Source organism: Scandinavium goeteborgense, assembly GCF_003935895.2.
GTDB lineage: Bacteria > Pseudomonadota > Gammaproteobacteria > Enterobacterales > Enterobacteriaceae > Scandinavium > Scandinavium goeteborgense.
In genome coordinates this window covers 2,051,485-2,071,154 of record NZ_CP054058.1, presented here as the reverse complement: position 1 = coordinate 2,071,154, position 19,670 = coordinate 2,051,485, and the positions used below count along the sequence as shown (strand labels likewise).

The 19,670-nt window shown below is 55.5% G+C and carries 18 protein-coding genes; 13 read left to right on the top strand and 5 right to left on the bottom strand.

Annotation, left to right across the window (positions count from 1 at the left end; translation table 11 throughout):
- Window positions 1-7: 7 nt before the first annotated feature.
- On the top strand, window positions 8-730 hold the full coding sequence (gene folM / locus A8O29_RS10695) for a dihydromonapterin reductase (protein ID WP_125354386.1): 723 nt from the start codon (window positions 8-10) through the stop codon (window positions 728-730).
- Here the strand turns inward: folM and A8O29_RS10690 are convergent.
- A complete protein-coding gene (locus A8O29_RS10690) occupies window positions 727-1,062 on the bottom strand; it encodes a GlpM family protein (protein WP_125352011.1) in 336 nt (111 codons plus the stop codon). The two genes, folM and A8O29_RS10690, sit on opposite strands and share 4 nt — an antisense overlap.
- Window positions 1,063-1,187: 125 nt before the next feature.
- Between A8O29_RS10690 and rstA the strand changes: the two genes are divergently transcribed.
- The 3 genes from rstA to tus all read left to right on the top strand — a co-directional run bounded on the left by rstA (window position 1,188) and on the right by tus (window position 4,239).
- Window positions 1,188-1,907: a two-component system response regulator RstA gene (rstA, locus tag A8O29_RS10685; RefSeq protein WP_125352012.1), complete on the top strand. Its 720-nt coding sequence runs from the start codon at window positions 1,188-1,190 to the stop codon at window positions 1,905-1,907.
- A 24-nt stretch (window positions 1,908-1,931) separates the two neighbouring features.
- On the top strand, window positions 1,932-3,233 hold the full coding sequence (gene rstB / locus A8O29_RS10680; protein WP_125352013.1) for a two-component system sensor histidine kinase RstB: 1,302 nt from the start codon (window positions 1,932-1,934) through the stop codon (window positions 3,231-3,233).
- A gap of 73 nt (window positions 3,234-3,306) precedes the next feature.
- A complete protein-coding gene (gene tus, locus A8O29_RS10675) occupies window positions 3,307-4,239 on the top strand; it encodes a DNA replication terminus site-binding protein (protein ID WP_125352014.1) in 933 nt (310 codons plus the stop codon).
- Here the strand turns inward: tus and fumC are convergent.
- Both fumC and fumA read right to left on the bottom strand, forming a co-directional pair.
- Window positions 4,229-5,632: a class II fumarate hydratase gene (gene fumC / locus A8O29_RS10670; RefSeq protein ID WP_174081300.1), complete on the bottom strand. Its 1,404-nt coding sequence runs from the start codon at window positions 5,630-5,632 to the stop codon at window positions 4,229-4,231. The genes tus and fumC overlap by 11 nt on opposite strands.
- 170 nt (window positions 5,633-5,802) lie before the next feature.
- Entirely contained in the window at window positions 5,803-7,449 is a 1,647-nt protein-coding gene (gene fumA / locus A8O29_RS10665; RefSeq protein WP_174081299.1) for a class I fumarate hydratase FumA, read from the bottom strand.
- Between the two features lie 200 nt (window positions 7,450-7,649).
- Here fumA and manA point away from each other — a divergent pair, with 200 nt between their 5' ends.
- Together manA and A8O29_RS10655 are read left to right on the top strand one after the other, a co-directional pair.
- Window positions 7,650-8,828, top strand: a complete 1,179-nt coding sequence (manA, locus tag A8O29_RS10660) for a mannose-6-phosphate isomerase (RefSeq protein ID WP_125352016.1) — start codon at window positions 7,650-7,652, stop codon at window positions 8,826-8,828.
- A gap of 96 nt (window positions 8,829-8,924) precedes the next feature.
- Window positions 8,925-10,484: a YdgA family protein gene (locus tag A8O29_RS10655; RefSeq protein WP_125352017.1), complete on the top strand. Its 1,560-nt coding sequence runs from the start codon at window positions 8,925-8,927 to the stop codon at window positions 10,482-10,484.
- Between the two features lie 33 nt (window positions 10,485-10,517).
- Here A8O29_RS10655 and A8O29_RS10650 read toward each other — a convergent pair whose 3' ends face one another.
- The gene (locus tag A8O29_RS10650) at window positions 10,518-11,543 is read right to left on the bottom strand and encodes a Mal regulon transcriptional regulator MalI (RefSeq protein ID WP_125352018.1); all 1,026 of its coding nucleotides are present in this window, start codon (window positions 11,541-11,543) and stop codon (window positions 10,518-10,520) included.
- A gap of 173 nt (window positions 11,544-11,716) precedes the next feature.
- Here A8O29_RS10650 and malX point away from each other — a divergent pair, with 173 nt between their 5' ends.
- The 3 genes from malX (at window position 11,717) to add (ending at window position 15,653) form a co-directional block, all read left to right on the top strand.
- Complete coding sequence (malX, locus tag A8O29_RS10645; protein ID WP_125352019.1) at window positions 11,717-13,309, top strand: maltose/glucose-specific PTS transporter subunit IIBC; 1,593 nt, start codon at window positions 11,717-11,719, stop codon at window positions 13,307-13,309.
- A gap of 71 nt (window positions 13,310-13,380) precedes the next feature.
- Entirely contained in the window at window positions 13,381-14,553 is a 1,173-nt protein-coding gene (locus A8O29_RS10640; protein ID WP_174081298.1) for a MalY/PatB family protein, read from the top strand.
- A gap of 98 nt (window positions 14,554-14,651) precedes the next feature.
- On the top strand, window positions 14,652-15,653 hold the full coding sequence (add, locus tag A8O29_RS10635; RefSeq protein ID WP_125352020.1) for an adenosine deaminase: 1,002 nt from the start codon (window positions 14,652-14,654) through the stop codon (window positions 15,651-15,653).
- 83 nt (window positions 15,654-15,736) lie between these two features.
- Here add and A8O29_RS10630 read toward each other — a convergent pair whose 3' ends face one another.
- A complete protein-coding gene (locus A8O29_RS10630) occupies window positions 15,737-16,777 on the bottom strand; it encodes an oxidoreductase (RefSeq protein ID WP_125352021.1) in 1,041 nt (346 codons plus the stop codon).
- 212 nt (window positions 16,778-16,989) lie between these two features.
- Between A8O29_RS10630 and blr the strand changes: the two genes are divergently transcribed.
- The 4 genes from blr to A8O29_RS10610 all read left to right on the top strand — a co-directional run bounded on the left by blr (window position 16,990) and on the right by A8O29_RS10610 (window position 19,602).
- The gene (blr, locus tag A8O29_RS10625; protein WP_110508386.1) at window positions 16,990-17,130 is read left to right on the top strand and encodes a division septum protein Blr; all 141 of its coding nucleotides are present in this window, start codon (window positions 16,990-16,992) and stop codon (window positions 17,128-17,130) included.
- 110 nt (window positions 17,131-17,240) lie between these two features.
- A complete protein-coding gene (locus A8O29_RS10620) occupies window positions 17,241-18,641 on the top strand; it encodes a GH1 family beta-glucosidase (protein ID WP_125352022.1) in 1,401 nt (466 codons plus the stop codon).
- Between the two features lie 226 nt (window positions 18,642-18,867).
- Window positions 18,868-19,083 (top strand): transcription modulator YdgT, encoded by a 216-nt coding sequence (gene ydgT / locus A8O29_RS10615; RefSeq protein WP_125352023.1) that lies wholly within the window; start codon window positions 18,868-18,870, stop codon window positions 19,081-19,083.
- Window positions 19,084-19,158: 75 nt separating this feature from the next.
- The gene (locus A8O29_RS10610) at window positions 19,159-19,602 is read left to right on the top strand and encodes a DUF2569 domain-containing protein (protein ID WP_125352024.1); all 444 of its coding nucleotides are present in this window, start codon (window positions 19,159-19,161) and stop codon (window positions 19,600-19,602) included.
- Window positions 19,603-19,670 lie beyond the last annotated feature (68 nt).

The following is a 19,670-nucleotide window of genomic DNA, read 5'->3' as shown; positions in this document are numbered from 1 at the left end:
GAGAACGATGGGAGACAGCCCTTCCCGCCCAGTCCTGATTACCGGTGGAGGCCGCCGTATCGGCCTCGCCCTTGCCCATCATTTTCTGAATCTGCATCAACCCGTGATCGTCAGCTACCGCACGCGCTATGACGCTATCGGCATGCTGGAACGCGCCGGTGCGCTGTGCATTGCCGCCGATTTCTCTACCGATGACGGAATTCTGTCTTTCGCTGAGACCGTGAAATCCCATACCGATAGCCTACGGGCGGTTATTCACAATGCCAGCAGCTGGCTACCCGAAAAGCCCGGCGTGTCATTGAGCAACGTGATGCAACAGATGATGCAAATTCACGTTAATGCCCCCTACTTACTGAACCATGCGCTGGAACCCCTGCTGCGCGGTCACGGTCATGCGTCCAGCGATGTTATTCATTTTACGGATTACGTGGTGGAGAAAGGCAGCGATAAGCACATCGCCTACGCTGCCAGTAAAGCCGCGCTCGATAATATGACCCGCTCGTTCGCCCGCAAGCTGGCGCCGGAAGTGAAGGTCAACGCCATCGCCCCGGCGCTGATTCTGTTTAACGAAGGCGATGATGCGGAATATCGGCAACAGGCGCTGAGTAAGTCACTGATGAAAGTCGCGCCCGGCGAAAAAGAAATTATCGACCTGGTGGATTACCTGTTGGCCAGTTGTTACGTCACTGGACGGTCATTTGGCGTCGACGGTGGTCGCCCGCTGCGTTAATGCACGCGGCTCCAGAGGGCGATTAACAGCCACGCACTCAGACTCCAGCACACAACCGCGCCTGCCAGCGCTAACGGCAGGCGCAGAAAGCCGGTGAAATACCACAGCGAAAGCAGATACAGAAAATAGGGAATGATCGACCACATACCAAATACGATGGTGGTGCGCAGCGCCTCAGTGCCCCGCTCGCTGGCGACAATATAATGCGCAATCAGGGCAAACGTCGGAAATAGTGGAATAAGCCCGGCAATATAATAATTTTTCGTTTTCGCCAGTACACCAATCAATAACACTACCAGCGCACCCAGCGCCGCTTTTATCAATAAAGCCATCTTCCAGCCTACAATTCACCCGATGAATGAGTCGAGGATAACGGAAGTTACATTGTTTATGAAAGATTGATAGCACCCCACAAAATGGCGGTGTATTTTAGCTTTTTTCGCCTCGTACAGTTGATATGAATAAGATCGTTTTTGTGGAAGATGATCCAGAAGTCGGATCGCTCATCGCCGCCTACCTTGGCAAACATGATATTGACGTTATCGTTGAACCGCGAGGTGACCGCGCTGAAGAAGTGATTCTGCGTGAAAAACCCGATTTGGTCCTGCTCGACATCATGCTGCCCGGCAAAGATGGGATGACCATTTGCCGCGATTTACGCGCGCAGTGGCAAGGCCCGATCGTCCTGCTGACCTCACTCGACAGCGATATGAACCATATACTGTCTCTCGAAATGGGCGCCAGCGACTATATCCTCAAAACGACCCCGCCTGCGGTACTGTTGGCGCGTCTGCGTCTGCATTTACGTCAGCACGTCGCGCAGCCGACCGGCGAGAAACCGGCTTCCGGCCTGACGCAGCATAAAGCGATTCGCTTTGGCACGCTGTCTATCGACCCGGTCAATCGTCAGGTATTGCTCAGCGGCGTGAATGTCACCCTGTCGACCGCCGATTTTGACCTGCTGTGGGAACTCGCGACCCACGCCGGGCAAATTATGGACCGCGACGCGCTGCTCAAAAACCTGCGCGGCGTGACCTATGACGGGATGGACCGCAGCGTGGACGTGGCGATTTCTCGCCTGCGTAAAAAGCTGCTCGACAGCGCCACCGAGCCGTACCGTATTAAAACCGTGCGTAATAAGGGCTATCTGTTCGCGCCCCACGCCTGGGATAACTAATTTTCCGTACTTCCGGGGCCAGAAATGAAAAAGTTGTTCGTGCAGTTTTACCTGCTGCTGTTTGTCTGCTTTCTGGTGATGACCATGCTGGTCGGCCTGGTGTACAAATTCACCGCCGAACGCGCGGGCCGACAGTCCCTCGACGACCTGATGAAAAGTTCGCTGTACCTGATGCGCAGCGAACTGCGTGAAATCCCGCCCCGGGACTGGAGTAAAACCCTTAAAGAGCTCGACCTCAATCTCTCTTTCGATTTACGCATTGAGCCGCTGAATAAATTCCAGCTCGCGGAAAGCTCGATGGAGCATTTACGCCGCGGCGATATTGTCGCGCTCGACGATCAGTACACCTTTATTCAACGCATTCCGCGCAGCCATTACGTTCTGGCCGTCGGCCCGGTGCCGTATCTCTATTACCTGCATGAAATGCGATTGCTGGACGTCGCCCTGTTGGCGTTCATCGCTATCTCGCTGGCCTTCCCGGTGTTTATCTGGATGCGGCCGCACTGGCAGGACATGCTCCGTCTGGAAACCGCGGCCCAGCGCTTTGGGGAAGGACACCTTACCGAGCGTATTCATTTTGACAGTATGTCGAGCTTTGAACGGCTTGGGGTGGTATTCAACCAGATGGCGGACAACATCAATACGCTGATCGCCAGTAAAAAGCAGCTGACCGACGGCATCGCCCACGAACTGCGTACCCCACTGGTGCGTCTGCGCTACCGCCTCGAGATGAGCGAGAACTTAACCGAAGCGGAATCTCAGGCGCTGAACCGGGATATCGGCCAACTCGAAGGACTTATCGACGAGCTGCTGACCTACGCCCGCCTTGACCGCCCGCAGAACGAATTGATCCTTACCACGCCCGACCTCCCCGCGTGGATCAGCGCCCATGTCGACGATATTCAGACCGTAAATCCTCAACGTGATGTGTCGCTGGTGCAACTGACGCCGGGTCACTATGGTGCGCTGGATATGCGTCTGATGGAACGCGTGCTGGATAACCTCGTGAACAATGCGATGCGCTACAGCCACCAGCAGATTCAGGTCAGCCTGACGCTGAACGCCGGGCGCGCAACGTTGCTGGTTGATGACGATGGCCCGGGCATTGCGCCTGTCGAACGCGAGCGCGTGTTCGAGCCGTTTGTGCGCCTCGACCCGAGTCGCGACCGCGCCACCGGCGGCTGTGGTCTGGGCCTGGCTATCGTGCATTCCATTGGCCATGCGATGTCCGGGGAAGTGACCTGCGACGCCAGCCCGCTCGGCGGGGCGCGTTTCTGTTTCAGCTGGCCGGTGAACGTTGCGCAGAACCTTAACGCCCCTGCCTGACCGAACATTGCACAATGCCGCCACCCGGGTTAGAGTAAAAACCAATGAGTATGTTGTAACTAAAGTGGGTGCTATGGCTAATTATGACCTGATTGAGCGTTTAACCGCGACCTTCCGCCAGATGGAACACGAGCTGCTCGAACTACAGCCAATGCTGGCGGACTGTCGCCTGCTTGCCGCGCGGGTATTCGAATTACCGGAAGTGAGCAAGGAGCATGAACACGACCCGCTGTCTGCCATTTCGGTGGTGCAGCATCTGGGCGATGCGGCGCGGCTGAAAGCGCTAAACCACTTTAGCCACCTGTTTATTCAACAACAGTCTGAGAACCGCAGCAGTAAAGCGGCGGTGCGTCTGCCCGGCGTGATTTGTCTGCACCCGCAGCCGGAGCAGCTGCAGGCGCTGGACGACAAAATCAGCACCATTAACGCGCTAAAAGCGGCATTCGAGACCATTGTCACCGTTGAGTCCGGTTTACCCTCTGCGGCCCGTTTTGAGTGGGTTCATCACCATTTACCTGGGCTGATTACCCTCAAAGCCTACCGTTCCCTGACGCTGTTGCCCGACCCAGCCACCATCCGCTTTGGTTGGGCCAATAAGCATATCATCAAGAATCTGACCCGCGACGAGGTGCTAAAACAGCTGGAAAATAGCCTGCGATCGCCGCGTTCCGTGCCGCCTTTCACGCGTGAACAGTGGCAGGCGAAACTAGAGCGCGAATATCAGGACATCGCGGCGCTGCCGCAGAAGGCAAAACTGAAGATTAAGCGTCCGGTGAAGGTTCAGCCGATTGCCCGCGTGTGGTATGCGGGGCAGCAAAAACAAGTGCAGTATGCCTGTCCGGGGCCGATGATTGCGCTGATTTCCGGCACCCAGGGTGTCAGTGTGCCGGAAATTGGCGAGTTGCTGAATTACGATGAAGATAACGTGCAGTATCGCTACAAGCCTGAAGCGCAGTCACTGGAACTGATCATCCCGCGACTGCACTTGTATCTGGCTAACGACTGATTTTTATGCTGCCGACCATCGCTTCCGGACGCACCCACTCGTCAAACTCGGCGTCGGTGAGATAGCCGAGTTTCAGCGCCGAGGCCTTCAGCGTTAGCCCTTCTTTATGGGCTTTTTTGGCAATTTCTGCCGCTTTGTCGTAACCAATATGGGTGTTGAGCGCCGTGACCAGCATCAGCGATTCATTCAGCAGCTGATCGATACGCGCCCGGTTTGGCTCGATTCCCACCGCACAGTGCTCATTGAAACTTTCCATTCCGTCCGCCAGCAGGCGCACCGATTGCAGGAAATTATGAATTACCATCGGGCGATACACATTCAGCTCAAAATTGCCCGATGCGCCGCCCATATTCACCGCCACATCGTTGCCCATCACCTGACAGCACAGCATCGTCATCGCTTCACACTGCGTCGGGTTCACTTTGCCGGGCATTATCGAACTGCCTGGTTCGTTTTCCGGGATAGACAGCTCACCAATGCCGCAGCGCGGGCCGGACGCCAGCCAGCGCACATCGTTGGCGATTTTCATTAGCGACGCCGCCAGCCCTTTCAGCGCACCATGGGCGTGAACCAGCCCATCGCAGGTGCCCAGCGCTTCGAATTTATTCGGCGCAGTGATAAACGCCTGTTTGGTGATTGCCGCCAGTTCATCCGCCACGCGTTTGGCGTATTCCGGATGGGTGTTCAGACCGGTACCGACCGCCGTGCCCCCCAGCGCCAACTCGCTCAGGTGCGGCAGCGTTAAATCGATATGCTTGAGATTGTGTTCCAGCATCGCCACCCAGCCGGAAATCTCCTGTCCGAGAGTCAGCGGCGTGGCGTCCTGCAAATGGGTGCGACCAATTTTGACGATATCGGCGAAGGCGTGGGATTTACCGCTCAGCGTTTTTTTCAGCACCTGCAACTGCGGGATCAGGTTTTCGCGGATCGCGATCACCGCCGCAACGTGCATGGCGGTCGGGAATACGTCGTTGGAACTCTGGCTTTTGTTCACGTCGTCATTCGGGTGAACTTTCCGCTCCATGCCGCGCACACCGCCGAGCAGTTCACTGGCGCGGTTGGCCAGCACTTCATTCATGTTCATGTTGCTCTGCGTACCGGAGCCGGTTTGCCAGATGGCGAGCGGGAATTCGTCTGCGTGTTTGCCCGCCAGCACTTCGTCGGCGGCGCTGACGATGGCGTTGGCTTTCTCAGCCGGAAGCAGCTGCAAATCCTGATTGACCTTGGCGGCCGCGCGTTTGGTCAGCGCCAGCGCGGCAATCAGCGAGACCGGCATTTTTTCGGTGGAGATGCGGAAATGCTCCAGCGAGCGCTGGGTTTGCGCGCCCCAAAGCTTGTCTGCCGGGACGTCAATCGCGCCCATGGAGTCGCTCTCGCGGCGTAACGTTGTCATGACTTTCTCCTTGAAATCAAAGTGAAGGGGTTAGACGAAACTCACATGCCGTGCAGAACGTTAAAATGTAAACATCGCCCGACGACGCTGCGCTTGCACGGGCCTACACCAGCGAAACAGGTAGGCCCCATAAGCGATAGCGCCATCGGGCAAAACAACACCGACTAAAACTACTTCACGCAGCGGTCGCACTGCGACGACTGAATCTGCTGGAAGAAATCGTTACCTTTATCATCCACCAGGATAAACGCCGGGAAATCTTCTACTTCGATTTTCCAGATGGCTTCCATCCCCAGTTCCGGGTATTCGACGCATTCCAGGCTCTTGATACTGCCCTGCGCCAGAACGGCAGCCGGGCCGCCGATGCTACCGAGGTAGAACCCGCCATGTTTATGGCACGCGTCGGTCACCTGCTGGCTGCGGTTGCCCTTGGCGAGCATGATCATGCTCCCGCCTTCCGCCTGTAGCTGATCGACGTAGGAATCCATACGCCCGGCGGTGGTTGGCCCGAGAGAGCCCGAGGCATACCCTTCCGGCGTTTTGGCCGGACCTGCGTAGTAAATCGGGTGGTCTTTCACGTACTGTGGCAGACCTTCGCCATTGTCCATGCGCTCTTTGAGTTTGGCATGAGCGATGTCGCGAGCCACAATAATGGTGCCGTTCAGCGACAGACGGGTGGACACAGGGAAGTCAGAAAGCTGGGCGAGGATCGCTTTCATCGGACGGTTGAGGTCGATATTGACCGCTTCGCCTTCTCCGGCGTTGCGTAATTCCTCAGGAATATACTTGCCCGGATTGTGTTCCAGCTTCTCGATCCACACGCCTTCGCGGTTGATTTTCGCTTTGATGTTGCGGTCAGCGGAACAGGACACGCCCATTCCCACCGGACAGGACGCGCCGTGACGCGGCAAGCGCACCACGCGGATGTCGTGAGCGAAGTATTTGCCACCGAACTGCGCGCCGAGGCCGAGATTCTGTGCTTCGAGCAGCAACTCCTGCTCAAGCTGAATGTCACGGAATGCCTGACCGTGCTCGTTCCCTTCGGTCGGTAGGCCGTCATAATATTTGGTCGACGCCAGTTTGACCGTTTTCAGCGTCGCTTCCGCGGACGTACCGCCAATGACAAACGCGATGTGATACGGCGGGCACGCGGCGGTGCCGAGCGTGCGCATTTTCTCGACCAGATAGCCTTTCAGCTTCGCCGGGGTGATCAGCGCTTTGGTTTCCTGATACAGATAGGTTTTGTTAGCAGAACCGCCGCCCTTGGCGATGCACAGGAACTTGTACTCTTCGCCGTCAGCGCTGTAGAGATCAATCTGCGCAGGCAGGTTGGTGCCGGTGTTGACCTCTTTATACATGTCCAGCGGCGCGTTCTGGGAATAGCGCAGGTTGTCTTCGATATAGGTGTCATACACGCCGCGGGCCAGCGCCGCGTCATCGCCGCCGCCGGTCCAGACGCGCTGGCCTTTTTTACCGACGATAATTGCCGTACCGGTATCCTGACAGGTCGGCAGAATGCCCTTCGCCGCAATATCAGAGTTACGCAGGAACTGCAGCGCCACGTATTTATCGTTTTCGCTGGCTTCGGGGTCATTCAGAATATCGGCGACCTGCTGCTGATGCGCCGGACGCAGCATAAAGGAGGCATCGTGGAAGGCGTGTTTGGCCAGCAGCGTAAGCGCCTGCGGGTCTACTTTTAGGATTTCCTGGCCTTCAAATTCGGTGACAGAGACGTGGTCTTTACTGAGGAGATAATACTCGGTGTCATCCTTTTTCAGAGGAAAAGGATCCTGATAGATAAAGGGTTTGTTCGACATTGCACTCTCACTTACGACGTTGGCTGATTAATTCACGGGCCAGTTTTCCATAGACCCTGGGAAAAGCGAGTCCGCATATCCTACACAATTTTTTAACAAAAACTGAGACTAGTACGACTTTTTCCAGGAGTGGGTTACTTCTGTGCGGTTTATTGGTTTAATACCAAAAGATAATTTCCTTATGAATACAGGGCTTGATAATGCAAAAACTCATCAACTCAGTGCAGAACTATGCCTGGGGTAGTAAAACTGCGTTAACGGATCTCTACGGTATCGCCAACCCGGACAACCTGCCGATGGCAGAACTCTGGATGGGTGCACATCCGAAGAGCAGCTCAAAGATAACCGACGCCAGCGGCCAGGTCCGTAGCCTGCGTGACGTTATCGACGCCGATAAAGCCGCACTGCTCGGCAAAAATGTTGCCGAGCGTTTCGGTGAACTGCCGTTCCTGTTTAAGGTACTGTGCGCCGATAACCCGCTTTCTATTCAGGTTCACCCGAATAAGAAAGCGTCCGAAGAAGGCTTTGCCAAAGAGAACGCCGCAGGCATTCCGCTGGACGCCGCTGAGCGTAACTACAAGGATCCGAACCACAAACCGGAACTGGTGTTTGCCCTCACGCCGTTCCTGGCGATGAATGCATTCCGCGAATTTTCTGACATTGTCTCTCTGCTGCAACCGGTGTCTGGCGCGCACACGTCTATCGCCCATTTCCTGCAGGAGCCGAGCGCCGAGCGTCTGAGCCAGCTGTTCGCCAGCTTGCTGAATATGCAGGGCGATGAAAAATCCCGTGCGCTGGCTGTGCTGAAAGCTGCATTGAATAGCCAACAGGGCGAGCCGTGGGAAACCATTCGCTTTATCGCTCAGTTCTACCCGGACGACAGCGGCCTGTTCTCACCGCTGCTGCTGAACGTGGTGAAGCTCAACCCAGGCGACGCCATGTTCCTGTTCGCAGAAACCCCGCACGCTTATTTACAGGGCGTGGCGCTGGAAGTGATGGCGAACTCCGATAACGTCCTTCGTGCCGGTCTGACGCCGAAATACATCGACATTGCGGAACTGGTGGCGAACGTGAAATTCACGCCAAAACCCGCGGCCGAACTGCTGACACAGCCAGCTAATAATGGCTCTGAGCTTGATTTCCCAATCCCGGTCGACGATTTTGCGTTCTCTCTGCATGACCTCAACACCGCGGGTGCCGACGTGGCTCAACAAAGCGCCGCGATCCTGTTTTGTGTCGAGGGTGAAGCCGTGTTGCGCAAAGGTGAACAGCAGCTGGTACTGAAGCCAGGCGAGTCCGCTTTTGTCGCCGCTAACGAATCACCGATCAGCCTGAGCGGCGTCGGCCGTGTGGCGCGGGTTTTTAATAAGCTCAAGTAAATACTGAAGATCGGGGCAACTCTTGCTAAGCTTGAGGCAGCCTAACGACATCACAGGCGGACGATTCCGCCTGTTTTTATTTTATGGACAAACGCTATGAAAAAATCGCTGGTTGCAGTTGGAATTATTGTGGCTTTAGGAGTGGTGTGGACCGGGGGCTCCTGGTACACCGGTAAACAGCTGGAAGGCCGTCTGGCCGATATGGTTGCGCAAGCCAATGCGCAGCTCGCAAGCACCGTGCCGGAAGCCGGTATTCAGCTGGCCTATCAAAACTACCAGCGCGGCGTGTTCAGCAGCCATCTTCAGATGGTGGTTAAACCGGCAGACGGCGCGAAAAGCAGCTGGCTGAAGCCGGGTCAAACCATCGTGCTGGATGAAAACGTGTCTCACGGCCCGTTCCCAATGGCATCGCTAAAAACCTTTAACCTCGTCCCGGCGATGGCGACCGTTGAGTCAAAACTGGTGAACAACGAGGCCAGCAAACAGCTGTTCGAACTGGCGAAAGGTCAGTCACCGTTTGATATCAGCACCCGCATCAGCTATGCCGGTGATACCCGCTCCGACATCAGCCTCAAGCCGTTAAATTACGAAAAAGGCGAAGAGAAAGTCGCGTTCAGCGGCGGCGAATTCCAGCTTGATGCAGACCGTGATGGCAACGCTTTCGCCCTCAACGGTGACATGGAAAGCGGCGTGATTAACGCGGTTAACGAATACAACCAGAAAGTACAGGTTACCTTCAACAACCTGAAAACCAGCGGCGACAGCAAGCTCACCAGCTTCGCAGAACGCATCGGTAATCAGAAAGTGACCCTGGATAAAATGTCGATTGCCGTGGAAGGCAAAGAACTGGCGCTGCTCGACGGTATGACCATCGACGGTAAATCCAACCTGTCGAAAGACGGTAAAACCATCGACGCAACGCTGGACTACGCGCTCAACAGCCTGAAACTTCAGGGCCAGGACATGGGCAGCAGCAAACTGGCGTTGAAAATTGGTCGGATTGACGGCCAGGCGTGGCACCAGTTTAGCCAGCAGTATAACGGTCAGGTTCAGGCCCTGCTTGCGCAGCCTGGCGTGATGGATAACCCGGAAGTGTACCAGCAGAAAGTGACCGAAGCGTTCTTCGGCGCCCTGCCGCTGCTGCTGAAAGGCGAGCCGGTCATTACCGTGGCACCGCTGAGCTGGAAAAACAGCAAAGGCGAAACCACCTTTAATCTGTCCCTGTTCCTGAAGGATCCTTCCCAGGCGACCATCGCCCCGCAGACGCTGGCGCAGGAAGTCGATCGCAGCGTGAAATCCCTGGACAGCAAACTGGTTATCCCAATGGATATGGCGACCGAGTTCATGACTCAGGTAGCACGTCTGGAAGGTTATCAGCAGGCCGATGCCGAGAAGCTGGCAAGCCAGCAGGTGAAAGGCCTGGCGGCGATGGGTCAGATGTTCCGCATCACCACCCAGCAGGACAACAATATTCAGTCCAGCCTGCAATACTCGAACGGTCAGGTCTCCCTGAACGGAAAGAAAATGCCACTGGCTGATTTTGTCGGAATGTTCGGCGTACCGGACGTTGCCATTCCAGCGCCGCAGAGTGAAGCGCCAGCCCCGGTTCCACAGGGTGAAGCGGCACCTGCTGCCCCGGCCATCGCGCCAAACTGATAAAAGAACCGGCAGCGCTGCTGCCGGTTTTATTTACTGCTGCTTAACCAGACGCGGCGGCATAATCTGATTACGCACCGTGCTCTTTCCATCATCAAGTCGCTGTAGCATTCTTTCCGCCACGCTTTTACCCATTTCCCGGGCCGGGGTTATCACCCAACTCATTGGCGCGTCATCCAGATCTTTCTCTCGGACTTCCGCGAAAGCGGCCAGCGCGACACGTTTGTCGTAGTAATCGACCCCTTCGTCACTGCTTTTCCAGCCGGAACGCATCAACCCAAGCCAGGCGCCCATCGCCACTACGCTGTTGTAACAAACCACGGCGGTGATGGTCGGATTCTGGCCCAGCAGTTGGGTTAACGCCTGAGATGCCTGTTTTTGGCTGGCCTCGCACTCCACCACCCATTCGCTGTGGAACGGCAAACCAAATTTGAGCAGCGTGGCGCAGTAGCCGCCGACGCGTTCCGCGCGGGTCAACGAAGCGCTTTGCCCGCCAAGCCAGGCGATGCGCTGATGTCCGCGACGGATAAGATGCTCGGTTATCATCTGCGCCGCCTGCATGTTATCCGGGCGAATCAGGTCAACGTCATCGAGGTAGCTCGCGCGGGAAGCAAACACCAGCGGCACCCCGTTGTCCTCCGCTTTGGTGCGCAGTTCCGCCCCTCTGTCCACCGCCCCGGCAATCACAATTCCGTCAACGCCCTGGGACACCAGAGTATCGAAGCGCTCGAGCATGTGTTCGCCCTTGCGGCCGCCCTGAGTGAGAAATACCATTTTTCCCTGGGATTCGAGGGATTCAATCACGCCTGCGGCGAGTTCAGCGTAAAAAGGCGAACAAAGATCGCCGACGATAAGCCCAATCACGCCCGATTGTCCGCCACGTAATGATGCCGCCTGGCGGTTACGTACAAAGCCAAGTTGTTCAATGGCCTGACTCACTCGCTCCCCGGTCGCCGTGGAGATGCGCCCTTTGCCGCTTAACACCAGCGACACGGTGGCGACCGAGACCCCCGCCGCATGCGCAACATCGTTAATGGTGACTTTTTTTGCAATGGCCATGCGCCGCTTGCCACTCCTGCGTAGCGATAAAACGTTTTATCAATGGGTTATATTTATAAACCTAATCATAGTTTGATTATGTGATTTACCTCGCACTAAAGTTAGGTAAAACGTTTTATCTTCTCGCTGCATTCTACAACTACAACAGATTTTTAAGCACAAGGAGTCGTTTAATGACGGCGAAAGCAGCACCAAAAATTAGCCTGTGGGAATTTTTCCAACAGCTCGGCAAGACCTTCATGCTGCCAGTGGCACTTCTCTCGTTCTGCGGGATCATGATGGGGATCGGCAGCTCGCTGAGCAGCCATGACGTCACCACATTGCTTCCGTGGCTGGACACCCCGTTCCTGCAGGCCGTTTTCATCTGGATGGGTAAGGTCGGCTCGTTTGCCTTCAGCTTCCTGCCGGTGATGTTCTGTATCGCAATCCCGCTGGGTCTGGCGCGTGATAACAAAGGCGTTGCCGCTTTTGCCGGTTTTGTCGGCTTCGCGGTAATGAACCTTGGCGTCAACTTCTGGCTGACGGCGCAGGGCATTCTGCCAACAACCGATGCCGCCATTCTGAAAGCCAACAACATCCAGAACGTGATTGGTATTCAGTCTATTGATACCGGTATTCTCGGCGCGGTTATCTGCGGCGTTATCGTCTGGATGCTGCACGAGCGTTTTCATTCTATTCGCCTGCCGGACGCGCTGGCGTTCTTCGGTGGCACCCGCTTCGTGCCCATCATCACCACCGTGGTGCTCGGCCTGGTCGGTCTGGTTATTCCACTGATTTGGCCTGTCTTCGCGAAAGGCATCAACGCCCTCGGTTACGTGATCAACGAAGCCGGTGAGTTTGGTCCGATGATCTTCGGCACCGGGGAGCGTCTGCTGCTGCCATTCGGCCTGCACCACATTCTGGTGGCTCTGATCCGCTTCTCCGAAGCTGGCGGTACCATGGATGTTTGCGGCCACTCGGTTAGCGGCGCACTGACCATCTTCCAGGCGCAGCTGAGCTGCCCGACCACGCAAGGCTTCTCCGAAAGCGCAACGCGCTTCCTGTCTCAGGGCAAAATGCCAGCCTTCCTTGGCGGCCTGCCGGGTGCTGCGCTGGCGATGTACCACTGCGCACGTCCAGAAAACCGTCATAAAATTAAAGGCCTGTTGATCTCCGGCGTGGTTGCCTGCGTCGTCGGCGGCACTACTGAACCACTGGAATTCCTGTTCCTGTTCGTGGCTCCGGTTCTGTATGTCATCCACGCCTTGTTGACCGGCCTTGGCTTCACCGTGATGGCAGTCCTGGGTGTGACCATTGGTAACACTGACGGCAACATCATCGACTTCGTGGTATTCGGGATCCTGCACGGTCTGGCGACCAAGTGGTATCTGGTGCCAGTAGTGGCCATCATCTGGTTCGTGGCCTACTACACCATCTTCCGCTTCGCTATCACCCGCTTTAACCTGAAAACGCCGGGCCGCGATATCGAAACCGCATCCAGCGTGGAAAAAGCAATGACCGGCACTATCGGTAAATCGGGTTACAACGTTCCGGCTATTCTGGCGGCACTCGGTGGCGCGGATAACATCACCAACCTGGATAACTGCCTGACCCGTCTGCGTCTGTCAGTTGATGACATGACCAAAGTCGACGTTGAATCTCTGAAAGCGAACCGTGCCATCGGCGTAGTACAGCTGAACCAGCACAGTTTGCAGGTCGTGATTGGCCCGCAGGTGCAGTCGGTGAAAGATGAAATGGCGACCCTGATGCACAGCGTCGAGGCGTAAATCCCCTTTCCCCCTTCGCCCTGAAGGGGGACAATGTTTCCTCACCCGTTTTGACCGAAATGGAGTTTCCGATGTTTGATTTCTCAACGGTCGTCGACCGCCACGGTACCTGGTGCACGCAGTGGGATTACGTCGCAGACCGCTTCGGCGTTGCCGATTTGCTGCCTTTCACTATCTCGGATATGGATTTCCCGACCGCGCCTTGCGTGCTTGAAGCTATCAGTCAGCGTCTGAGCCACGGCGTACTCGGCTACAGCCGCTGGAAGAATGACGAGTTTCTCGGTGCCATTCAGCACTGGTTCCAGACCCGTTTTGACAGCGTGATTAACCCCGAACACCTGGTGTACGGCCCGTCGGTTATCTACATGGTTTCCCAGATGATCCGCCAATGGTCTGACGTGGGCGACGGCATCGTGGTGCAAACCCCGGCTTATGACGCGTTCTACAAAGCGATTGAAGGCAATCATCGCACTATCGCCGCCGTGCCACTGCACCAGACGAGTAAAGGCTGGGGTTGCGATATGGCCCTGCTGGAAAGCGTGCTCGCCGAACCGCGGAACAAAGTGCTGCTGCTGTGCAGCCCGCATAACCCGACCGGGAAAGTGTGGACCCGCGAAGAATTGACTACCATCGCCGCACTGTGTCAGAAGCACGATGTGAAAGTGATCAGTGATGAAATTCATATGGATATGACGTGGAACGGACATCGACATATTCCATGGTGCGACGTCGCACAAAGTGACTGGGCGCTGTTCACGTCTGGCTCCAAGAGTTTCAACATTCCGGCGCTTACCGGCGCATATGGCCTGATTGGTAATGAAACCTCGCGCAACGATTACCTCAGCGCGTTGAAAGGCCGTGATGGGCTCTCTTCCCCCTCGATTCCCGCAGTGGTTGCGCACATTGCCGCCTATGAACACGGCGCGCCGTGGCTGGATGCGCTGCGCGATTATTTACAGGGCAACCTGCGCTTTATCGCCAGCGAACTGAACGCCGCGTTCCCGGAACTGAACTGGCAGCCGCCAGAATCAACCTATCTGGCGTGGATTGATTTACGCCCATTGCACATTGACGACAAACTATTGCAAAAAGTCCTGATTGAGCAGCAAAAAGTCGCCATCATGCCGGGCTATACCTATGGCGAAGAAGGCAATTGTTTTGTCCGTCTGAATGCAGGTTGCCCGCGCAGTAAACTTGAACTCGGTGTCCAGGGCTTGATCAACGCCATCCACGCCGTCCGCTGATCCTGTTGCGCAACGGATATTTTCGTTGCGCAAAATGGCTTTTTCATCCGCTTTGACTCTATAATACGTCGCACTTTAACTAAAAAAAGAGTGCGACCATGATTCATAAAGACCTGCCCCTGACAGACATTCACCGCCACCTTGACGGCAACATTCGCGCACAAACCATCCTTGAACTCGGTCGCCAGCATAATATCGCGCTTCCCGCTTCCACTCTGGATACTCTGCGCCCGCATGTGCAGGTCACCAGCCTTGAGCCTGACCTCGTTAGCTTCCTCAGCAAACTCGACTGGGGCGTGAAAGTGCTGGCGGATCTCGATGACTGCCGTCGCGTCGCCTACGAAAACATTGAAGACGCCGCACGTAACGGCCTGCATTACGTTGAGCTGCGTTTTTCACCGGGCTATATGGCGATGACACACAACCTGCCGGTGGCTGGCGTGGTAGAAGCGGTGATTGCCGGGGTCAAACAGGGCTGCCGTGACTTCCCGGTTCAGGCGAACCTGATTGGCATCATGAGTCGTACCTTTGGTGAAACCGCGTGCGAACAGGAGCTCAACGCCCTGCTCGCCCATCGCGACAGTATCACCGCGCTGGATTTGGCCGGTGATGAGCTGGGCTTCCCAGGCAGCCTGTTCCTTAACCATTTCAACCGCGCGCGTGACGCGGGCTGGCGTATCACCGTCCATGCAGGCGAAGCGGCTGGGCCAGAAAGCATCTGGCAGGCAATTCGTGAGCTGGGCGCCGAACGTATCGGCCACGGCGTGAAGGCGGTAGAAGACCGTGCCCTGATGGACTTCCTCGCTGAGCAGCGCATCGGGATTGAATCTTGCCTGACCTCCAACATTCAGACCAGCACCGTGCCGTCGCTTGAGCGTCATCCTCTGAAGGTTTTCCTGGAACACGGCGTGCTGGCATCGCTGAATACCGACGACCCGGCGGTTCAGGGAATCGACATTATTCACGAGTATGAGGTTGCGGCCCCGGCGGCAGGCCTTTCAGAAGTGCAGATCCGTCAGGCGCAGATTAACGGCCTGGAGATTGCGTTCCTGTCTGCGCAGGAGAAACAGGCGCTGATTGAGAAGGTGAAAGCGGCTTAAAAAAACGCCCGGCGGCGTGAGCTTGCCGGGCCTACAACAGCGAAATGTTGGCCCGGTAAGCGCCAGCGCCACCGGGCAATGAATCACGTCAGGCTCAGCGTCGAACGATGTTTCGCTGATTCAATCCCCAGCTCAATCAATTCCATAATCTGAATCGCCTGGCTAGCCGGAACCGGATTCTCGCCGCTGCCGTTCAGCGCATCGCGGATACCTGCATAGTACGCCGGATAGTTGCCCGGTACCGTCAGCCATGTTTCTTCGGTACGCTCGTCGCCGGCCACACGCGTGACAACGCCATCGCGCATGTCGTATCCCCAATCCTCTTGTGGCAGTCGTTCACCGTTTTTCAGGCGTTCTTCCTGCGGGTCGAGACCGTATTTCACGTAGCTCGCGCGGGTGCCGTGCACGATATAACGCGCAGACTCCGCCGCCGCCAGCAGCGTGCCGTGCAGAATCACGCGACGCTGCGGATAGTTTAAGACGGCATGGAAATAATCCGTGGACTGTGCGCCCGGACGCAGCTGCGCCAGATCGACCGTCAGGCTGACCGGCAGACCAAACAGATTCACCGCCTGATCGAGCAGATGTGGAGCCAAATCGTACCAGATGCCGCTGCCCGGACCGCCTTGTTCACGCCAGCGGTTACGCACTTCCGGACGATAGCGGTCGAAATGTGATTCAAAGAAGGTCACTTCCCCGAGGGTGCCGTCGGCAATCAATGCTTTAACGGTCAGGAAATCGCTGTCCCAACGGCGGTTATGGAACACGGAAAGCAGACGGCCCAGACTGCGGGCTAACGCATCCAGCTCGCGAGCTTGTGACAACGTCACGGTAAACGGCTTATCCACCACTACATGCTTACCCGCTTCCAGCGCGGCTTTGGCCAGCGGGAAATGGGTATCGTTAGGTGTAGGAATGACAATCAAATCGATGCTGGGATCGTTAAACAAATGCTTTGGCTCAGAGACGACTTTCACGCCTGGCCAGTCCACTTTCACCTTCGCTTCATCGCTACTGGAAACCGCCGCCAACTCCATGCCCGGCGTACCGCTAATCAGTGGCGCGTGGAAGGTTTTACTCGCGTAGCCATAGCCTATTAATCCGACCCGGATAGTGTCACTCATGTTATCGCCCTCATCTGTGGATGTCCGTCATTTCACAACATATGCAGGATGCTCACAACCTATTATTAACATTATCCCCCTGCCGCCTTTACGAGCGCTGTAACTTTCAGCTACTGGTGAAAAAAGCCGCAAGATTGTTCCGCAACTCCCTGGCCCGAACGCCGTGTTCCTGGTAATATTTCGCCCCTGGATAATTTTGGACATTGATTGTTATGACTATGGTATTTAATCGCATCGTCGAGCTGGTGGGTTGGATTGTGCTTGGTGTGTGCGTTTTGCTGCTTATTGCAGCGCATCATATTGATAATTACCAGCCACCAGAGCAGCCTGTTGCGGCCCAGCCGCATAAGTAAGCACCAGAAAGTGACTTCGGTCGCAACTATGTAACCGGTTTCTGAAACCGGTTGCAGACCCACATCCTCACTCCTTACACTGGACTTATCTCATCGATAAGGAGCGTGTAATGGCTGCATTTCCGAAAGACTTTCTCTGGGGCGCTGCAACCGCCGCGTATCAGGTTGAAGGCGCACACAACGAAGATGGCAAAGGACTTTCCATCTGGGACGTCTTCTCTCATCTCCCCGGTACGACCTATCAGGACACCAATGGCGACGTCGCCGTAGATCACTACCACCGCATGCAGGAAGACGTGGCGCTGATGGCCGAAATGGGCCTGCAAAGCTACCGTTTTTCAATCTCCTGGCCTCGCCTGCTGCCCAACGGCCGCGGTGCGATCAATGAAGCCGGGGTCAAGTTTTACAGTGATTTGATAGACACCCTGCTGGCGCACAATATTGTGCCGATGATTACCCTTTATCATTGGGATCTGCCGCAGGCCTTGCAGGATGAAGGCGGCTGGGAAGTACGCTCGACGGCACACGCTTTCGAAGAGTATGCCCGCCTCTGTTATTCGCGCTATGGCGACCGCGTTAAGCTGTGGGCAACCTTCAACGAAACCATCGTGTTTATCGGCCATGGCTATATTACCGGCAGCCATCCGCCTTCAGTGCGTGACCCGGCGAGAGCCGTTCAGGCCTGCCACCAGGTCTTTATCGCTCACGCGCTGGCGGTGAAAGCCTTCCGCGAAATGAACGTTCAGGGCGAAATTGGTTTTGTGAACGTGCTGCAACCGCATACCGCGCTGACCAACAGCCCGGAAGACCGTATTGCCACTGACATTGCCGATGCCATTCACACCCACTGGCTGTACGACCCGGTGTTGAAAGGCCATTACCCGGAAGCGCTGCTGGCGCAAACTCAGGCGCTGTGGGACGTGCCCCGCTTTGAGCCCGGCGATGACGAATTGCTGCGCAACAATATCTGCGACTTTATCGGGCTGAACTACTATCGCCGTGAAACCGTGGTCGCCAACCCGGGTGAAACCAAAACCGCCAGCAATCATAACGGTGAACCGAACAGCGGCACGGAATTTGGCTTTAAAGACTTGTTTAAATTCGTCCGCAATCCGGATGGCGTTTATACCGACTGGGACTGGGAAATCTGGCCGCAGGGATTAACTGACGGCATCATGATGATCAAAGAACGTTATGGCGATATTCCGATGTACATCACCGAAAATGGTCTCGGGGCAAAAGACCCGATTATTGACGGGGAAATTGTCGACGAACCACGAATTGACTATTTACGCATGCATATCGACGCAATGGAAAAAGCCATGGCGCAGGGCGCTGACGTTCGTGGATATTATCCGTGGTCATTTATCGATTTATTGAGCTGGCTGAATGGCTACAAAAAACAGTACGGTTTTGTTTATGTTGATCACCAGCAAAACCTGGCCCGTAAACGCAAAAAGAGCTTCTTCTGGTATCAAAACGTGATTGCCACTCGCGGTGAACAGCGTTAATCTTCCTCACCAGGCGCCGTCCGGCGCCTGATATTTAGCTTAGAAAATTCTTAAATTAAATTTTACAGCAACAGAATGACGTTCTGCGCTTGTTTTTGGTATTTTTAGCCTAAATAATCCCTGCACATCTTATCGCCTGACTTCCTTGCCCTGACTGGCGAAGATTGCCCTCACCAGGTTATTTTTACCTAATAAATACAACATCATAAAATGGAAGATCGCTAACATGACCGTTCAGGATTATTTATTAAAATTCCGAAAGATCAGTTCTCTGGAAAGTCTCGAAAAACTTTTTGATCATCTTAATTACTCGCTAACGGACAACCAGGAAATCGTGAATATGTATCGCGCGGCCGATCACCGTCGTGCGGAACTGGTTTCCGGCGGGCGTCTTTACGATGTCGGCCAGGTGCCAAAGACCGTCTGGCGCTACGTGCAATAAAGACTGTTTTCTCACGCGTCAGTTGCTTATACTTCTCGCCCTGCATTTTTGACTGACGCTGATTCTGGAGAAGTAATGTCCGCTGAACCGACGGAAGAACGTATTGGTGGCTGGCTACTCGCCCCGCTGGCATGGCTCATTGTGGCCTTACTCAGCGCTTCGCTGGCGGTCCTGTTGTACGCTGGCGTGCTGTTGTCGCCTGCTGCACGTTCGAATCTGGCCGCTTTAACATCGACCAATTTAAGTCTGTGGCTGCTGTCGCTGGTTTTCGCCGTTGGCATGTGGTGTTACACCCTGTGGCTGACCGCGGCATTCTTTAAACGCCGCAAGCTGGTGCCTAAGCATTACATTATCTGGCTACTGATTTCCGTGCTGCTGGCGGTGAAAGCCTTTGCCTTTGCGCCGGTGTCTGATGCCCTCGCATTACGACAGTTGCTGTTCCCGTTACTGGCCACCGCGCTGCTGGTTCCGTATTTCAAGCGTTCAGCGCGCGTGAAACGGACCTTCATCAAGCCGTAATAACCCTACAGATAATCTGTTGTCGCCTGCTGCGGTTTGACCGATAATAGGCGGCTTTTTTTTCGTTC

What these genes read in the sequence shown, in the direction of transcription:
- folM (WP_125354386.1), top strand. Translation starts at nt 8, where the DNA reads ATGGGAGACAGCCCTTCCCGCCCAGTCCTGATTACCGGTGGAGGCCGC.
- A8O29_RS10690 (WP_125352011.1), bottom strand. Translation starts at nt 1,062, where the DNA reads ATGGCTTTATTGATAAAAGCGGCGCTGGGTGCGCTGGTAGTGTTATTG.
- rstA (WP_125352012.1), top strand. Translation starts at nt 1,188, where the DNA reads ATGAATAAGATCGTTTTTGTGGAAGATGATCCAGAAGTCGGATCGCTC.
- rstB (WP_125352013.1), top strand. Translation starts at nt 1,932, where the DNA reads ATGAAAAAGTTGTTCGTGCAGTTTTACCTGCTGCTGTTTGTCTGCTTT.
- tus (WP_125352014.1), top strand. Translation starts at nt 3,307, where the DNA reads ATGGCTAATTATGACCTGATTGAGCGTTTAACCGCGACCTTCCGCCAG.
- fumC (WP_174081300.1), bottom strand. Translation starts at nt 5,632, where the DNA reads ATGACAACGTTACGCCGCGAGAGCGACTCCATGGGCGCGATTGACGTC.
- fumA (WP_174081299.1), bottom strand. Translation starts at nt 7,449, where the DNA reads ATGTCGAACAAACCCTTTATCTATCAGGATCCTTTTCCTCTGAAAAAG.
- manA (WP_125352016.1), top strand. Translation starts at nt 7,650, where the DNA reads ATGCAAAAACTCATCAACTCAGTGCAGAACTATGCCTGGGGTAGTAAA.
- A8O29_RS10655 (WP_125352017.1), top strand. Translation starts at nt 8,925, where the DNA reads ATGAAAAAATCGCTGGTTGCAGTTGGAATTATTGTGGCTTTAGGAGTG.
- A8O29_RS10650 (WP_125352018.1), bottom strand. Translation starts at nt 11,543, where the DNA reads ATGGCCATTGCAAAAAAAGTCACCATTAACGATGTTGCGCATGCGGCG.
- malX (WP_125352019.1), top strand. Translation starts at nt 11,717, where the DNA reads ATGACGGCGAAAGCAGCACCAAAAATTAGCCTGTGGGAATTTTTCCAA.
- A8O29_RS10640 (WP_174081298.1), top strand. Translation starts at nt 13,381, where the DNA reads ATGTTTGATTTCTCAACGGTCGTCGACCGCCACGGTACCTGGTGCACG.
- add (WP_125352020.1), top strand. Translation starts at nt 14,652, where the DNA reads ATGATTCATAAAGACCTGCCCCTGACAGACATTCACCGCCACCTTGAC.
- A8O29_RS10630 (WP_125352021.1), bottom strand. Translation starts at nt 16,777, where the DNA reads ATGAGTGACACTATCCGGGTCGGATTAATAGGCTATGGCTACGCGAGT.
- blr (WP_110508386.1), top strand. Translation starts at nt 16,990, where the DNA reads ATGACTATGGTATTTAATCGCATCGTCGAGCTGGTGGGTTGGATTGTG.
- A8O29_RS10620 (WP_125352022.1), top strand. Translation starts at nt 17,241, where the DNA reads ATGGCTGCATTTCCGAAAGACTTTCTCTGGGGCGCTGCAACCGCCGCG.
- ydgT (WP_125352023.1), top strand. Translation starts at nt 18,868, where the DNA reads ATGACCGTTCAGGATTATTTATTAAAATTCCGAAAGATCAGTTCTCTG.
- A8O29_RS10610 (WP_125352024.1), top strand. Translation starts at nt 19,159, where the DNA reads ATGTCCGCTGAACCGACGGAAGAACGTATTGGTGGCTGGCTACTCGCC.